Annotated in this window: 14 protein-coding genes; 4 read left to right on the top strand and 10 right to left on the bottom strand. The window is 55.5% G+C overall.

The features are described 5' to 3' along the window. The first annotated feature begins 109 nt into the window (after window positions 1–109). From pstS to pstB, 4 genes are all read left to right on the top strand, one after another. Window positions 110–1,159 carry a phosphate ABC transporter substrate-binding protein PstS gene (gene pstS / locus OYT1_RS09955; RefSeq protein ID WP_062626217.1) on the top strand — a complete coding sequence of 350 codons (1,050 nt, stop codon included), beginning with the start codon at window positions 110–112 and terminating at the stop codon, window positions 1,157–1,159. An 83-nt stretch (window positions 1,160–1,242) separates the two neighbouring features. Next, window positions 1,243–2,199 carry a phosphate ABC transporter permease subunit PstC gene (gene pstC, locus OYT1_RS09960; RefSeq protein ID WP_062626218.1) on the top strand — a complete coding sequence of 319 codons (957 nt, stop codon included), beginning with the start codon at window positions 1,243–1,245 and terminating at the stop codon, window positions 2,197–2,199. Window positions 2,200–2,201: 2 nt separating this feature from the next. Next, on the top strand, window positions 2,202–3,047 hold the full coding sequence (gene pstA, locus OYT1_RS09965) for a phosphate ABC transporter permease PstA (protein WP_062626219.1): 846 nt from the start codon (window positions 2,202–2,204) through the stop codon (window positions 3,045–3,047). A gap of 18 nt (window positions 3,048–3,065) precedes the next feature. After that, window positions 3,066–3,839 (top strand): phosphate ABC transporter ATP-binding protein PstB, encoded by a 774-nt coding sequence (pstB, locus tag OYT1_RS09970; protein ID WP_062626220.1) that lies wholly within the window; start codon window positions 3,066–3,068, stop codon window positions 3,837–3,839. 146 nt (window positions 3,840–3,985) lie between these two features. Here the strand turns inward: pstB and OYT1_RS09975 are convergent, their stop codons facing one another. From OYT1_RS09975 to OYT1_RS10015, 10 genes are all read right to left on the bottom strand, one after another. Continuing rightward, window positions 3,986–5,188: an ammonium transporter gene (locus OYT1_RS09975; protein ID WP_062626221.1), complete on the bottom strand. Its 1,203-nt coding sequence runs from the start codon at window positions 5,186–5,188 to the stop codon at window positions 3,986–3,988. Window positions 5,189–5,439: 251 nt separating this feature from the next. Then, on the bottom strand, window positions 5,440–6,003 hold the full coding sequence (efp, locus tag OYT1_RS09980; RefSeq protein WP_062626222.1) for an elongation factor P: 564 nt from the start codon (window positions 6,001–6,003) through the stop codon (window positions 5,440–5,442). Then, complete coding sequence (earP, locus tag OYT1_RS09985) at window positions 6,000–7,187, bottom strand: elongation factor P maturation arginine rhamnosyltransferase EarP (RefSeq protein ID WP_062626223.1); 1,188 nt, start codon at window positions 7,185–7,187, stop codon at window positions 6,000–6,002. Before earP ends, efp begins: the two co-directional genes overlap by 4 nt. Continuing rightward, window positions 7,184–8,530 (bottom strand): ABC transporter permease, encoded by a 1,347-nt coding sequence (locus tag OYT1_RS09990; protein ID WP_062626224.1) that lies wholly within the window; start codon window positions 8,528–8,530, stop codon window positions 7,184–7,186. Before OYT1_RS09990 ends, earP begins: the two co-directional genes overlap by 4 nt. A 179-nt stretch (window positions 8,531–8,709) precedes the next feature. After that, a complete protein-coding gene (locus OYT1_RS09995) occupies window positions 8,710–10,632 on the bottom strand; it encodes a diguanylate cyclase (RefSeq protein ID WP_062626225.1) in 1,923 nt (640 codons plus the stop codon). An 81-nt stretch (window positions 10,633–10,713) separates the two neighbouring features. Continuing rightward, the gene (locus tag OYT1_RS14020; protein ID WP_331838565.1) at window positions 10,714–11,865 is read right to left on the bottom strand and encodes an AMP-dependent synthetase/ligase; all 1,152 of its coding nucleotides are present in this window, start codon (window positions 11,863–11,865) and stop codon (window positions 10,714–10,716) included. Window positions 11,866–11,869: 4 nt separating this feature from the next. Next, complete coding sequence (locus tag OYT1_RS14025) at window positions 11,870–12,541, bottom strand: AMP-binding protein (RefSeq protein ID WP_331838566.1); 672 nt, start codon at window positions 12,539–12,541, stop codon at window positions 11,870–11,872. 22 nt (window positions 12,542–12,563) lie between these two features. After that, window positions 12,564–14,969 (bottom strand): acyl-CoA dehydrogenase, encoded by a 2,406-nt coding sequence (locus OYT1_RS10005; RefSeq protein WP_084611944.1) that lies wholly within the window; start codon window positions 14,967–14,969, stop codon window positions 12,564–12,566. Window positions 14,970–15,137: 168 nt separating this feature from the next. Then, a complete protein-coding gene (locus OYT1_RS10010) occupies window positions 15,138–16,154 on the bottom strand; it encodes a sensor domain-containing diguanylate cyclase (protein ID WP_062626226.1) in 1,017 nt (338 codons plus the stop codon). 101 nt (window positions 16,155–16,255) lie between these two features. After that, window positions 16,256–17,149, bottom strand: coding sequence for a recombination-associated protein RdgC (locus tag OYT1_RS10015; RefSeq protein ID WP_062626227.1), 894 nt, complete (start codon window positions 17,147–17,149; stop codon window positions 16,256–16,258). Window positions 17,150–17,268: the final 119 nt, after the last annotated feature.

Below are 17,268 nucleotides of genomic sequence, written 5' to 3' on the forward strand. Positions count from 1 at the left end.
GATTTCTGTAATAATTGTGCAACATAAATGTCCTATGATACGCAGGCTGACTCGACAAACACCTAGCGACAGCAACCGAATTCACACTTAAATACTGGAGAGTAATACCATGACCCTGAAACTGAATCGCACTCTTGTTGCACTGGGAATTGCCGCCTCGTTCGCATTCACAACGCAAGCCCATGCTGTCGATCTGACCGGCGCAGGCGCGACTTTCCCCTACCCGATCTATGCCAAATGGGCTGAAGCTTACAAAGCACAGACTGGCGTGGGCATGAATTATCAATCCATCGGCTCGGGCGGCGGCATCAAGCAGATTTTGGCCAAGACGGTTGATTTCGGCGCAACTGATGCACCGATGACTCCTGAAGAACAAGCTAAGAATGGCCTGACCCAGTTTCCGACCGTGATCGGCGGTGTGGTTCCGGTCATCAATTTGGAAGGTGTTGCTGCAGGCCAGCTCAAGCTGACAGGCGCAGTGTTGGCTGACATTTATCTGGGCAAGATCACTAAGTGGAACGACAAGCGCATCGCCGCGCTGAACTCTGGCATAGCGTTGCCTGACCAAGCCATCACCGTGGTTCACCGCGCAGATGGTTCCGGCACCACTTTCATTTTCACCACCTATCTGGCACAAGTCAGCCAAGAGTGGAAGACCACGGTGGGTGCTGACAAAGCAGTGCAATGGAAGACTGGCACCGGCGGCAAGGGTAACGAAGGCGTAGCATCTTACGTGCAACGTATCAAGGGCGCGATCGGCTATGTCGAATATGCCTATGCGCTGCAAAGCAAGATGAATTTCACCCAACTGGAAAACCACAACGGTTTCTTCGTCAAACCGGATGACACCACATTCAAGGCTGCCGCAGCGAATGCCAAGTGGGACAAGGCCAACGGCTTCTATGAGATCCTGACTGACGAGCCAGGTAAGGAAAGCTGGCCGATCACGGGCGCTACATTCATCTTGGTCTATAAGACACAGGAGAATGCAGCGAACGGCAAGGAAGTCCTGAAGTTCTTCGACTGGGCCTATGCTAGCGGCGCAAAGATGGCCTCTGATCTGGACTTCGTTCCTTTGCCAGATAGCGTAGTAAAGCAGATCCGCGAATCTTGGAAAGCTAACATCAAGGACGCTGCTGGCAAGCCTGTATGGAAGTAAGCGGCTGACAAACGTCGATTACAAGCTATAATTCGCGGGGGCAAGACCCCCGCGAATCCATTAATAGAAACCGACTTCCACCCATGCAGACGTTTTTACGCGAAGCGCGCTTGAAGCGCCAGAACATTCTGGACATCGTGTTCCGCAGCTTGACACGAGTCTCCGCATTCGCCGTTTTGGCGTTGCTGACTGCCATCATCGGCTCACTGGTCGTTGGCAGTATGCCGGCCATCAAAGCCTTCGGCTTCGGCTTCCTGACTAGCGCCGAGTGGGATCCGGTCAACGATCATTTCGGTGCATTAGTGCCTATCATCGGCACATTGGCCACGGCGACTATCGCCCTAGTCATTGCCATCCCAGTCAGCTTTGGCATCGCATTATTCCTTACCGAACTTTCGCCGCGTTGGATGCGTCGGCCGCTGGGCATCGCCATCGAACTATTGGCAGGCATCCCCAGCATCATTTACGGCATGTGGGGATTATTCGTGTTCGCGCCGCTGTTTGCCGACCACGTCGAGCCTTGGATTAACGACCACATAGGTACTATGCCGTGGATCGGGCCACTGTTCTCCGGCCCACCCATGGGCATCGGCATGCTCACCGCCGGCTTGATTCTGTCCATCATGGTCATTCCTTTCATCACCTCCGTGATGCGCGACGTATTTGATGTCGTCCCTACCCTACTCAAGGAGTCAGCCTACGGCTTAGGCGCCACCACCTGGGAAGTGATGTGGAATGTGGTGCTGCCCTATACCAAGATCGGCGTAGTCGGCGGTGTCATGCTGGGCTTGGGACGTGCGTTAGGCGAAACGATGGCAGTCACGTTCGTCATCGGTAATGCGAACGAGCTTTCCGGCTCCTTGCTGATGCCAGGCAACAGTATCTCTTCGGCGCTGGCTAACGAATTCACCGAAGCTGTCGGCGATCTCTACACCGCCTCACTGGTAGAGCTCGGCTTGATCCTATTCTTCATCACCTTCGTCGTGCTTTCCATCGCACGCTTCATGCTCTATAAACTCGGCCAGAGAGAAGGAAGCTGACCATGTTCTCGCTCTACAACCGCCGCCGCTTCATCAACTACCTCAGTCTAGGCGTTTCCTTCCTAGCCATGGCATTTGGCCTATTCTGGTTAGGCTGGATTCTACTAACCTTGCTCGAACACGGACTGCCCGGCTTGACTCCTGCGGTGTTCGCCAAGATGACTCCGCCCCCCGGCAGCGATGGTGGCTTGCTCAATGCCATCGCTGGCAGCTTGATGATGACTGCACTCGGCACCCTGATCGGTACGCCTATCGGCATTCTGGCGGGAACGTATCTAGCTGAATTCGGGCAACGCGGCTGGCTAGCACCGATCACGCGCTTCATCAATGACGTATTGCTATCTGCCCCATCTATCGTGATCGGCTTATTCGTGTACGAAGTCTATGTCGTCCATGTCCGCCACTTCTCCGGCTGGGCAGGCGCATTAGCCTTATCGATCATTGTAATCCCCGTGGTGATCCGCACGACTGAGAACATGCTGCGCCTGGTACCCAATACTCTGCGCGAAGCCGCTGCTGCACTGGGCGCTCCCCAATGGAAGGTCATCAACTTCGTGACCTTGCGAGCCGCTCGTGCCGGCATCATCACTGGCATCTTGCTGGCCGTGGCACGCATTTCTGGCGAAACGGCACCGCTACTCTTTACCTCGCTCAACAACCAGTTCTGGAACGGCAACATGGACAAACCGATGGCCAATCTGCCAGTGGTCATCTTCCAGTTCGCCATGAGCCCTTACGAAGACTGGCAACGCCTCGCTTGGGCGGGTGCCTTGCTGATTACCTTCAGCGTTTTGACCTTGAACATCGTGGCGCGCGTCATGTTCCGCCAGAGTTCGTCCCATCACTAAGCAGCCTAAGGAAACGGCATGATTGCTGAAAAGAACATCACTCCGAAACTGGTCGTACGCGATCTCAACTTTTTCTATGGCGAATACCGTGCGCTGAAGGACATCAACCTGACTATCCCAGAAAAGATGGTCACCGCCTTCATCGGTCCGTCCGGCTGTGGCAAGTCCACCCTGCTGCGCACGTTCAATCGAATGTACCAGCTTTACCCCAAACAGAAGGCCACTGGCGAGATCCTGCTCGACGGCAGCAACCTGCTCGACAAGCGCCAGGATTTGAACATGCTGCGTGCCAAGATCGGCATGGTGTTCCAAAAGCCCACGCCCTTCCCGATGTCGATCTACGACAACATCGCTTTTGGCGTAAAGCTATACGAGAATCTGAGTCGTCACGACATGGACGAGCGCGTGGAATGGGCGCTGAAAAAAGCGGCACTGTGGAACGAAGTGAAAGACAAGCTGAAGCAGAGCGGCACCGGACTATCCGGCGGCCAGCAACAGCGTTTGTGCATCGCCCGCGCCATCGCCGTCAAACCGCAAGTACTGTTGTTGGACGAGCCCACCTCCGCGCTCGATCCGATCTCTACAGCGCACATCGAGAAACTGATCGACGAACTGAAGGAAGAGTTCACCATCGTCATCGTGACCCACAACATGCAGCAGGCAGCACGCGTCTCAGACTTCACCGCCTATATGTATCTGGGCGACCTGATCGAATTTGGCGACACCAGCAGCGTATTCACAAATCCGAAGCGTAAAGAGACTGAAGATTACATCACGGGTAGATTTGGATAACCTGCCTGCGATGTAGCGACATAAACCAACTTATCCGCAACACAAGTTAAGTTAAACCAGACATCTGGAGTCGCCACCTCTCCCGTCGTTCAACCAATAAAAAAGGGCAGCGTTCGCTGCCCTTTTGCATGTTCGAAACTGACAAACTACCAGCCCGACTCTCTTTCCGGAGTGGCAGAAATTTTATGGATGCTCAAGTCAGCACCATTGAATTCCTCCTCAGCATCAAGGCGAATACCAACCGTCCTCTTTAATATGCCATAGACGAAGAATCCGCCGGCCAGTGCGATAGCGATACCCATCAGCGTGCCGATGAGTTGCGCAGCGAAGCTCACACCGCCAAGTCCGCCCAGCGCCTTTGCACCAAAGATTCCCGCTGCAATACCACCCCACGCGCCGCACAGGCCGTGCAGCGGCCAAACACCAAGCACATCATCGATCTTCCAGCGATTCTGGGTCAGAGTGAACATCCAGACGAACAGGCCTCCCGCCACGCCACCCGTGACTAATGCACCTGCTGGGTGCATCAGATCAGAACCGGCACACACAGCCACCAGCCCAGCCAACGGGCCGTTATGGACGAAACCGGGGTCGTTCTTACCCACCCACAATGCAACCAGCGTGCCACCCACCATCGCCATCAGAGAATTGACCGCAACGAGGCCGCTGATCTTGTCGATGGTCTGCGCGGACATCACATTGAAACCGAACCAGCCCACAGTCAGAATCCATGCTCCAAGCGCTAGGAACGGGATACTCGACGGCGGGTGCGCGGAGATGCGACCTTCCTTGTTGTAGCGCCCACGGCGCGCGCCCAGCAGCAAGACCGCTGCCAGCGCGATCCAGCCGCCCACAGCATGGACCACCACCGAACCCGCAAAGTCATGGAACTCCGCACCGAAACTGGCATTCAGCCAGTCCTGAATGCCGAAGCGATGGTTCCACGCAATGCCCTCGAAGAGGGGATAGACGAAGCCGACCAGCATAAAGGTGGCTGCCAGTTGCGGATTGAACTTGGCGCGCTCGGCCACACCACCGGAGATGATGGCAGGAATCGCCGCTGCGAATGTCAGCAGGAAGAAGAACTTAACCAACTCATAGCCATTCCTTTGCGCCAACTCCTCTGCACCGGTGAAAAAGTTCACACCATAAGCGAGGCTGTAACCGATAAAGAAATACGCCAGCGTCGAGATGGCAAAGTCCGTCAGTATCTTGACCAGCGCATTGACCTGATTTTTTTTGCGTACTGTACCCAATTCAAGAAAGGCGAATCCAGCGTGCATCGCCAGCACCATGATGGCACCAAGCAATATGAATAACGCATCGTTACTGACCTTTAGATTTTCCATGTTCATCTCCAAGTGCAAACTGACGTGAAAAAGCAATTGTTATGCCAATAATCATATCAAGTTGATATATAAATGATTATACAAAGACAACTCATCCACAACATGCACTTTCGCTCCAGTGTGGTGCATCATATAAACTTAAGCACCACGTTTAGCACTATTGTAGTGCGCGCAGCCACTCACTAAACAGCGCACAAAAACAAAAAGGAGCCAAAGGCTCCTTTTTGTTGATGCAAAACCAAGTACCGTGCTTACGCGCGTTTCTTGAACTCACCAGTGCGGGTATCGATCTCGATCTTGTCGCCAATGTCGATGAAAGCAGCCACGGGCAACTCAAAGCCAGAGCCCTTCAACTTGGCAGGCTTCATCACCTTGCCAGAGGTATCGCCACGTACGGCTGGCTCGGTGTACTCGATCTCACGCACGATGGTGGTGGGCAATTCCACAGAGATGGCCTTGCCATCGTAGAAAGTCACTTCGCACTTGTCTTCCATGCCGTCCACCAGGAAGTTCAGCGCATCACCGACGTTGTCCTTTTCGACTTCGTACTGGTTGTATTCTTCGTCCATGAACACATACATCGGATCGGCGAAGTAGGAGTAGGTACATTCCTTCTTATCAAGGATGACTTGATCGAACTTATCGTCGGCCTTGTAAACCGCTTCGCTAGGCGCATCAGTCAACAGGTTCTTGAACTTCATCTTCACTACCGAGCCATTACGGCCAGAACGGCTGTATTCAGCCTTCTGCACCACCAGCGGCTGGTTGTTGACCATCACCACGTTACCCGCGCGCAATTCCTGTGCGATCTTCATTTCGTCTGTCCTTGAAAAGGTTTTAAGGGGCTAAATTCGAAGGCGCGCATTCTACCCTTATTACGGCAAAAATCCAGCAAATTCAAAGCCAGATTGTTGCCCGCCAACTGCTTGGACCAGCACGCAGCATGCCGCGCCAGCTCCTCGCGCTGCGCAGCGAATCGCCCCCAAGCCAGCGCCACGCCATGCTCATCATTCCATGATTGCCACAACTGCATCAGCACCCCTGCCGCTTCTGGCGACAAGCCCGCACTGTAACGCGCCGCCAGCGCCTGCAACTTATCCAGATGCACACCATCGTGCTGCGGATAGATTTGCCAGATGAAAGGCTTCGCCGCCCACTGCGCTCGCACGCAGGAATCCTCTCCGCGCACGAAATTCACGTCACACGCCCACAACAAGTAGTCGTAGCGCTCCTGCTCGACGAAGGGTAGTACCGCCACGCACAGATTGCCGCGCTGCCAGCCTTGCCCCGCCGCACCTTCGTCTGAACCGAAGAACTGCGCCACGTGCGGCAGGATGCGCCCCGCCGGCACGAGGCAAGTGATGGGTGTGGCGCTTGCGCTCCAAACTTGCAACAGTTCGCCCACGGCGGCGTTCTCGTAACCGAACAGTGAGATACGCAATTCATCCGGCTGCGGCGCAGTCAGACCAAGCGACTGCCAGTAGTCGGCGAGGGTCTGCGGGTCGCACTGAAAGACATCGCGCCGCGCCAGCAGGTCGCGCTCCAGCAACAGCCCACCGGTCTTCGGCGTGAAGCCGGGAAAGAAGAAATGTTTGGTGAGCGGCAAGGTCGGATGCGGCGAGGGCAATCCGTGACAGCCTTCGACCCAATCTTCAGCCGAGAGATATTCCAGGTTGACCCACAGCGGTGGCTCCGATTGCGCCGCCATTGCAACAACATAGCTCGGCGGCAGCTCACAGGCAAAAGCTTCAATGACCAGCTGGGCAGGTAAGGCATCGTGGAAGTGGGACGACCAGCGCCGCACTTCGATCTCCCGACAATGCTGCTGCTCACAAGCGACATCCAGCTCGGGGCAAAGCTTGCCGAAACTCGCCAGATCATCCACCCACAACCGCACCGTCAACCCCTCGGCGCTGAGATTCTTCGCTAGTCGCCAACACACGCCGATGTCGCCGTAGTTATCCACCACAGCACAAAAAATATCGCAGTTGAAACTCATGAGGTTCGGTTCAGACGCGGATCGAAAGCATCCCGCACCGCATCGGCGAACAAATTGGCAGAAAGCACCAGCACCAACATGAAGCTGAACGCGGCTGCCAGCGTCCACCACACCATGGGCTCACGCCCCATCTCCATGCGTGCGGCATTGATCATGGTGCCGAAGCTGATGGTAGCAGGATCAACGCCCACGCCGACGTAGGACAACACCGCCTCGGCCAGCACTAGACCGGAAAAATCCATCACCACTGAAATAAGTACGATGTGCATCACGTTGGGCACGATGTGGCGAGTCAAGATGCGAAACGAGGACACGCCAAAGGCTTGCGCCGCCTGGATATACTCCAACTCACGCAGCTTGAGTGTCTCGCCGCGCAGCAAGCGACATAAACTGGTCCAGCTAGTCACGCCCAAAATCAAACACAGGCAGAGCAGGCGAACATCGGCACGCGCAGCCGCAGTATCGAACCAATCAGCATGCTGCTCGATCACCATCTGCATCATCAGCACCGCCGCCGCGATCAGCAACACGCCGGGAATGGAGCTCAACACCGTATAAATATACTGGATCAAATCGTCAGCCCAGCCCCTGAAATAGCCCGCCGCCACGCCTAAAAAAAGCGCGAACGGCAACATCACCAAGGTAGTGACCGTGCCGATCACCAAGCCCGTGCGAATGCTCTTCAGGGAAAGATAGAGCACATCCTGACCAACCTTATCGGTGCCGAAGATGTGATAGACATTAGCAAGACTGACAACTGCGCCTATCGAAGCGACGGTGAGCAACATCGCCACGAGTGTGGCACGCCACTGGCCTCGGATAAAGGGCCTGATCGCTAGGATCAACAATCCTCCAGCCAGCAATCCCAGTGCGGCGCCCACCGTTGCGCGCTGAACCACATCGCCGACCAAATCGTGCTGCGGATCACTCAGATGTGCGCCACCATATTTCAAGCGCGGATAATCGCGCAAGACCTTGCCATCGGCCGTCTCAAAGCTTTCCTTTGAGTACAAATAGGCGGCCAGCGGCGCTGAGTATGTCTTCTCGGTATGACTGCGCAACCCACTCACTACGGCATCAAATGCGCTCAGCACTTCTGGCGAATAGATGGTTTGGCCGCCATTCTTCTCCGGCAGTGCCGTCCGATAATGGAGCGAGTCGAGGAAACCAACCACCAGAAACAGAGAGAGCACCAGCAGCGACACCATACCGACGCCACTTTGAGCAACTCGCTGCCAAGGCAATAGCAGATGCGGACGGCGGCGTATCGAAATCGCACCGGTCACGCCAACTGCGATCAGCAGAAAGACCATCGCATCCGTCAGCAAGATGATGGGCATCATGCCAACAAGCCTTTCAATTGGGCAACTTGCATCAGGTAAACGGGGGTATTTTTCATCTGGCGGATATTAGGGGGCGACTCAACGAAAGTCCAGCCTATCACCTGACCAGCGACGTGCAGAATCAAGCTCGCCAACATGTGTACAGATAGTGTAGCGCCACGCGGTATGGAGGTGGTAGTTCAGTCGCTGACCGTACGATTTCGACCTGCAGACTTGGCGGCATAAAGACGGCGATCAGCCTGTTGCATCAGCATATCTGGGCTAAGTATCTCGGTATCGGCATTGCTCGACACGCCTATGCTAACTGTCATCTGTATCTGCTTGCCTGCCGTATTCAGCTTGAGCGCTTCGACTTGCTGACGCAGGCGTTCGGCTTGCTGCCATGCCTGTTCGAGCGAGGTGTCGGGGCAGATCACGAGAAACTCTTCCCCCCCCAAACGACAGATCACATCCTGCTTGCGCGATGACGAACGCAATGCATGCACCACGTGCTTCAGCGCTTCGTCACCGACCTTATGGCCAAAAGTATCGTTAATCGATTTGAAGCGATCAATATCTACCATCATGCAAGACAGAGGGCGCTGCACTCGTTTCGACAGAGCCCACTCCTGATCCATGCGATCTATGGCATAACGACGATTGGGCAAGCCAGTCAGCACATCGGTTAGCGCTAGTTGCTGCAAGCGATGATTGGATGTCGCCAACTCCTCAGCGAATTCACGAAGCTGCTGACGATCGAAGGCCAACTCTTCCTGGAGTTGCACCACGCGCTGACCGGCGCGCAAACGAGCGCCCAGCACTTTGCTATTGATCGGCTTGGTCAGGTAATCATCCACGCCCGCCTCGAATGCCTCGACCAGCCTATCCACACTTTCCTGCGCAGTGACGATGAAAACGTAGATACTGCGCCATGCTGGATTTTCACGCAGCTTCCGGCAGAAAGCGATGCCGTCCATCTCCGGCATCATCCAATCGCTGATAATGAGTTGCGGTGTAATCTTCTCCACCATCGCCAGCGCTTCGACACCATTGCGCGCCGTTTCCACCTCATGTCCGGCATTGGACAGCATCGTCTTAAGCAATAACAGGATGGTGCGATCATCGTCCACCAGCAGGATACGCAACTTGAAGAATTGCGCGGTGCCACTGGTCATAGCTGGCACATCCATTGTCCCAGGTAACAACTGCGTCGCCCGCAGCAATTCAGAGAACGGCGGGAACTCAACACCACGTATCTCCAACAAGCGCCCCCACTCCGCCCAACCGCGTATGACGCCATCACCCAACTCGATCAGCATCTCGGTTTCAACGCCCCAACGCGCTGCCATCAACATCAGATGAGGCACCATCTTGCGCCGCCGCTGAGTAGGCGCCATACACACTGCCGCCAATTCGGAGGCAATATGCATCACATTCAGCAGTTTCCAGTCGCGACTGCCTTCGGCAAAGTGGGCTTCTTCAGGATGCTCATGCAGCAGCGCCACATCTTGGAACGAGCGTGGCATCCCCCAGTCGGCCAACATCGCTTGCGTCAACTGACAATGATCAAAGCCAAACTTCGATTGCTCACGCGCTGCGATATCCACACTATCGTCTTCGGATGCTTTTGCGAGCAACTCGGCGTAGTCTTCGGGATAGATCGTAGCCAAAGCCAAGCGCCCGACTTGCCCAAGCAAACCAAGGATGAATATCTCCTCGCCCGAGCCGATGCCTTTGTGCCGAATCAAATGTTGCGCAGCGATGGCCGTCAGCAACGACTGCGCCCAGAATCCTGTGTAATCAAAACGCTTGCAGTATCCTTCGCGCGAATCTGCCACCAGCGAAAAACCCAGCGCCAACTGACGTACCATATTGATACCAAGCACCGTCACGGCATCGCTCACCGCCACTACTGGGCGAGTGTTATAAACCATCAGCGCATTTGCAGCCTTGATAAGTCGCCCGGAGAGTGCGGGGTCAGCCTTAATGACATGAGCGATCTGCTGGCTACTCACCTCCTCCTGCTGAGTCAGTCGAACCACCTGCAACGCCACGCCTTTAGGCGAGGGGAGATGCCCCTTGGCTTTGAACTCTTCAAATTTTGGATTACCGAGCAAACTCATAGACACCTTGACTCGTTATCGACGAAGGGGCAAAACGCCACTCACGGTCACCTATCGACATTATGACGCAGTTCTTTAGCACTAAAGACGATCCATTCTTCTACTATTTTCACCGTAGAGCCTATGGAGCTCATCCTCATACTGAGCCACTACGCGATTACGGCGCAACTTGAGCGTTGGCGTGAGCTGTCCGCCCTCGATAGTCCACGGCTCTTTCAGTAACAATACTCGCCGAATCTTGGCATAGCCTGGGAACTCATGGATCTGGCGTGTGATACGTGCCAACGCCTTTTGCTCTACCCGAGCATCCTGCAATGACTCCGGCATATCAGGCTGAATCCCGACCTCAACAGCAAACTGCCGCCAAGCATCAGCATTCACCACGGCCAATGCCACGAGGAACGCTTTACCCTCGCCCAGCACCATCACCTGCTCGAACAACGGATCGTGCATGATGGCGAACTCCATATCACCGGGAGGCACCTTCTCGCCATTAGACAAAACGATGATCTCTTTCAATCTGCCCGTAATATAGATGTGGCCTGTCTCCGAAATACGTGCCGTATCTCCCGTGTTCAGCCAACCATCCTCAGCAATCATGCTGCGCGTTGCCTCAACATTATTCCAGTACCCTAACATCACGCTCGGCCCACGCACCATCAGTGCACTCTGATCACCGATCCGCACTTCCACACTAGGTAAAGGTGGCCCCACGCTTTCCGGGAAATTGCTTTGTGTCAGATTCACACTGACGACAGGGCTAGTTTCGGTCAAGCCATAACCTTGCAATATATTCAAACCAAGAGAAATGAAGAACCGGGCGATCGTCGGCGGCAGCGCGGCACCGCCACTGATGGCTAGACGCAACTCACCCCCTAATTTCGTCATCACCTTATCGGCAACCAGTTTCTTGAGTAGTGGCCACAACAGTAGTTTCGGATGCCAAGTAGCGCGGCCTTGTGCATGCTCGAAATGCAACCAGCCAACCTCTAGCGTCAGCTCGAACAACTTACGCCGAGTAGAAGACACCTGCTCCAGCTTTGCGCGTATGCCGCCGTGGATACGCTCAAAGATACGCGGCACCGACACCAGTATCGTCGGATGGATCAACTGCAAGTCATCAGCCAAATGCGAGATCGAGCGAGCAAAGGCTACCTGTCCGCCCGCCATCACGTTCAGGTAATAACCCGCCGTGCGCTCAAACGCGTGAGATAAGGGCAGGAAAGAAAGCATGCAGTCATCTGGACGGACATCGAAAGTCTTGAGCCCTGCGCGCATTAGCCAGGATATTGCGATGTGACAGCATCACGCCTTTGGGTTTTCCGGTCGTACCCGACGTGTACATGATCGTCGCCAAGGCATGGACATCACACGACGGTTCCGGCTGCAAAGCTGCTTGAGTTGGCAGCCATGTGCTAGCCGAGGTCAAGCGCGGTTCACTCTCGTCTGCAAACGTATCTAGGCTGACGAAACGCTGCACCGTCTCCATGTGCCCAGCCACGCCCCGTAAAGCTTGCCATTGCTCGCGGGTCTCGATCAACAACACACGCATCCCTGAGTCTTGGGTGATATAAGCGACACTGTCCGGCCGATCCACCGTATAGAGCGGCACCACCACCAGCCCCAAGGACAGCGCCGCTTGGTCAAACATGATCCATTGCGGACAATTACGTAGCATGATCCCCACTCGGTCGCCGGGATTCAGTCTTTCGCCGATGAGCGCAGCCTGCCAGCGTGCCGTCTGCTCCGCCATCTGCGCCCACGTCAACGCTTGCCACTCATTGCGCGGAGCATCGAAATAGCGATATGCGCCCAAATCAGGCGAGCGACGCACCCGCTCCACGAACAAACCATGCAAGGAACTCACCGATTCCGGCTCGATCACGTCGAGCTCTATTTTGTTCTGCATATCTTCCCCTTGGGCCTAAACCCTAGTTCAACGTAGCGAAATCATCCACCATGATGACCTTACGACGCAGGGCATAGTCACGCTCCAGCATCGCCCCCTCCTCGGCGCTGATCACGCCTTTTTCCTGTGCTTCCTGTATCCGCTCCAATTCCTGATGCAACGTCAACTTCCCCTCGCGCATCGCACTTTCCAACGTGGCATACGCCGCTTCGCAACGTAACGCACTTTCCAATGCAGCTTCCAACGCACCCACTGCCTCCTGCTCATCCTGAGGCAGATAAATGCCGGCGGTAAGCCGATCACGAACCGCACCCGGCTGCATCAATAGGATCGCAAGTTGATGGGTGGACATATCCGACGGCGGACGAAGACGCAGACCATACGGAAACACCAGCGCTCGCAGCGGCCAGCGCAAGTAGAGCGGAAGATTTGCCAGCACTCCGTCCAACGCCTGCTGGATACGGTACAGCGCATCGCTGACTGCCCAGTCCAGCAAGGGCATATCCTCCGCAGGACGACCATCGTCCTCGAATCGCTTGAGTGCGGCCGAAGCCAGATAGAGCTGGCTCAGCACGTCGCCCATGCGCCCAGAGATCTTCTCGTGACGCTTCAGTCCGCCGCCAAACGCCAGCATCACCACATCAGACATCAGCGCAAAAGCTGACGAAAAACGAGTTAGCTTCTGAAAATAGCGAAAAGTCTCACGCCGCCTAGGAACCGGCACGATCCAGCCATCAGTCAGGCCGAACAAGAAGGAGCGCGCCGCATTGCTCAAGGCGAAACTGATGTGCCCGAACAAGGCGAGATCAAAGTAATTCAACGCACGTTCAGGATCGCTCAGATGCGTGGCCGACATTTCTTTGAGTACGTAAGGATGGGAGCGCACCACGCCCTGACCAAAGATCATCAGACTGCGCGTCAGAATGTTCGCACCCTCTACCGTGATGGCGATGGGTGCTTGCTGGTAGCTACGCCCCAAGTAATTATTCGGCCCCAGGCAGATTCCCTTGCCGCCATGTACATCCATCGCATCGTTGATGACACTGCGCCCGCGCTCGGTAGCGTGGTATTTGACGATGGCCGAAACCACCGAAGGCTTCTCGCCCAAATCGACCGCGCTTGCCGTTAGCTGCCGCGCGCTATCGATCATATAGGTGTGACCAGCGATGCGCGCCAGGGCCTCCTCGATCCCCTCGAATTTGCCGATGGGCAGCTTGAACTGTTTGCGCACGCGGGCGTAAGCACCGCTAGTACGCGCCGCCAACTTCATGCCGCCGGTCGCGCTGGCTGGCAGGGAAATCGCCCGCCCCGCCGCCAGACACTCCATCAACATACGCCAGCCCTGCCCCACCCGATCGACCCCGCCAATGACCTGCTCCAGCGGGATGAACACATCGCGGCCTACGGTCGGACCATTCAGGAACGCCGCGTCCAGCGGATTATGCCGCCGCCCGATCTCCACACCCGGTGTGTCGGTCGGAATCAGCGCCAGTGTGATGCCACGATCCACCTCGCCGCCCAGCAGTTTTTCTGGGTCGTACAGCTTGAACGCCAGACCCAGCAGTGTCGCCACGGGCGCCAAGGTGATGTAGCGTTTTTCCCAGTTGAGGCGAATGCCGAGCACGTTTTTCTGTTTACCGAAATTGGCGCGACAGACCACGCCCGTATCTGGGATAGCGCCGGCATCCGAGCCAGCGAATGGTCCCGTCAAAGCAAAGCAAGGAATTTCCTTGCCGGTGGCGAGTCGGCGCAAGTATTTCTGCTTCTGCTCATCTGTGCCGTAATGCAGCAACAATTCAGCCGGACCCAGCGAATTCGGCACCATCACCGTCACCGCAGCCGACCAACTACGCGAGGCGACTTTGGCGATGATGGCCGAGTGCGCCTGCGCCGAAAACTGTAGGCCGCCATATTCCTTGGGGATGATGAGGCTGAAGAAACCTTGGTCTTTGAGGAACTGCCAGACTTCTGGCGGCAAATCGCGGCGCTGATGCGTGATGTCCCAGTCGTCGAGCATGGAGCAGAGTTGCGTCACTTGCTTATCCAGAAACGATTGCTCTGCCGGGCTCAACTCGGGTTTGGGAATGGCTAACAACTTATCCCAATCGGGCAAGCCATTGAACAGATCGCCTTCCCACCAGACCGTGCCCGCATCCAACGCCACCTGCTCGGTCGCGGAAATGGGGGGAAGCAATTTACGGAACAAACGCAGCATCGGCCCGCTCACCAGCCTGCGCCGCAGCTGCGGCACACCGATGACGGCAATGATCGTACCGAGAACGAAGTAGATGATTTGAAGTGCTGCGGGTGAGATACGGCTTGCGCTAGCGACGATAAACACCAACACCAATGCCGCCAGTAGCCAACTTTGCACCGAGATGCGAAATATCGCCAAGCCTAGGCAAACCAACAAAACCATCACGATCATTACGAGTGACACATGGGCTCCTCAATAGACCTGCCCCATATCCAAGGCGGGCGCGACTGCGAAGTAGAACGCATCCGCCGAATATTCGTCAAGCAAAATGACCCAGCTCCCCCCGCAAAAACCGCGAGACCCTAGTGCCGCAGTCAAGCAGGAAATAGAAGGAAAACGTCAGACACCAGAATCCTCACTACGCATGTTGTACGCAAAGATCTGATAGTCGTTCCTGCCCGCCCGTTTTGCGTGATACATCGCAATATCGGCATTGATCAGCAGTAACTTTTCGTTATCGCCATGCTCGGGATAGGCGGCGATGCCTATGCTCCCAGAAAGCTCGACTCGGTGCCCGACCAAATCAAAGGGCAGCTTCAGCGCTTGCAATATCTTCTCTGCTACGAGAATGGCATCTCGCTCTTGCTCGACAGTCGTCAGAAGCACAACAAATTCGTCGCCGCCGATACGCGCAACCGTATCCGAAGCGCGTACGCTGGAAAGTAACCGCGATGCGACTTGCTTCAACAGCAAATCGCCCATGTCATGACCTAAGCTGTCATTCACGGGTTTGAACTTATCCAAGTCTAGAAACATCACCGCCAAGTGCGCCTTGTCTCGCCGAGCTTTGATCACGGCTTGCCGAAGGCGATCGGTGATGAGCGAGCGATTCGGCAGCTCGGTCAGCGGATCGTAATTCGCCAGATGGCGCATCCGCTCTTCCATATCCTTGCGATCAGTTATATCCGCGTGCGTACCTATCATGCGTAGCGGCTGTCCATCGGGCAGCCGGCTGACGATCATGCCGCGTGCCAGTACCCATTTGATACTGCCATCCTTACATATCACGCGGTGTTCGTTACAATAGGTCTGAGTCCGTCCCTCCAGATAGGCGTGAATATCTTCATCCACTTTGACGCGATCATCAGGATGGATACGCTTCAGCCAAGCCTCTTGATTGGCCGCGATTTCCGCATCGGTATAACCCACCATCGCCTTGTAGCGTGTTGAGAATACAACCGTATCATCGGGCACATTCCAATCCCAGACACCATCACCCGCACCTTCAAGCGCGAACTTCCAGCGCTCCTCACTTGCGCGAAGCTCACGCGTGAGGCGCATAAGACGCAGACTCAAGGCACCCAAAACAAGGACGAGCGCCACAGCCAGAGTGAGCAGAAGATTTAGAGTGTCCATACGGATAGCTTACCGTGCATGTCTCGCATTCTAACGCTGATGACCACAAAGTAACGCTACTGAAACGCACTAGCTGAGGTTGTGCCCTAGGGGGCTCGAACTCAGGAGACTACGACTTCTCCACCCAGTGCCGCCACAAGGTCCGTCAGCAGCTTGGAGACCTCACCTGTCATCAAGGCAAAATCGGAGTCGAAAACATCATCATCGGCATCTGCTTGCTCGGCGATGACATCCAGCGGCGCTAAGCGTTTCAGTTGCAGATTCTCGTCCAACACGAAGGACACGCGATCGTTCCAAGTCAGGGCAAGACGACTGACTTGCTTGCCAGACTCAACGTGCTTACGTATCTCGTCGGCATCCGGCGTGTGCTTGGTGTAGCGCACACTGGACTTGCCCTCACCAACGCCACGCAACTCGTAATCATCGTCCAGTGTAAAACCGGTAGGCGCTTCGCCGCCCAGCAGCCATTCGGTCATCGCCGTGGTCGGTGAAAGTTGGGTTTTGAGCATTGAAAAGGCGATGCCTTCGACGTGTTTGAGCAACATCTCCACCACCTCATCAGCCTTGGCGACACTGGCCGCATCAACCACCAACCACTGTCCGGTCGGGTCGATCCAAACACGTGTGCTGCGGCGCAGGGCGAAGGCACGCGGCAATAGCTCGTCCGTCATCGCCTCCTTGATCTGCTTCATCTGCTTACGACCGGGCTTGTAACCTTGCTGCTCTTCGATCTCCTGCGCGCGCGCTTTGGCGAACTGGTTGACGACCGTAGTGGGCAACAATTTCTTTTCCACACCCAACGCGAACAGCATCTGCTCGCCGTATTGATGCACGAACGGCTCGTTCTCACCTTTGGGCGGCACCCAACCGAGACGTTGCATATCCATACTGCCGCCGGTTTCCTCCAAAGTATGCTCCGCCAGTGCGGTGGCAAATGCGGCGGGGGTTAGGTCAAAACGAGAAAGACGATAGAGTTGGAGATTCTTGAACCACATGATGGACTTAGGCTTTCAGATTGAAAATTAGGAGACTTGCACACTCGAAAAGCAGCCGCTCATAGAGCGTTTTTCGGCGGCGATTGTAAGGGTTTTGCCATACTGAAGTGTTACTATTT

The organism is Ferriphaselus amnicola, from assembly GCF_000974685.2.
Lineage (GTDB): Bacteria > Pseudomonadota > Gammaproteobacteria > Burkholderiales > Gallionellaceae > Ferriphaselus > Ferriphaselus amnicola.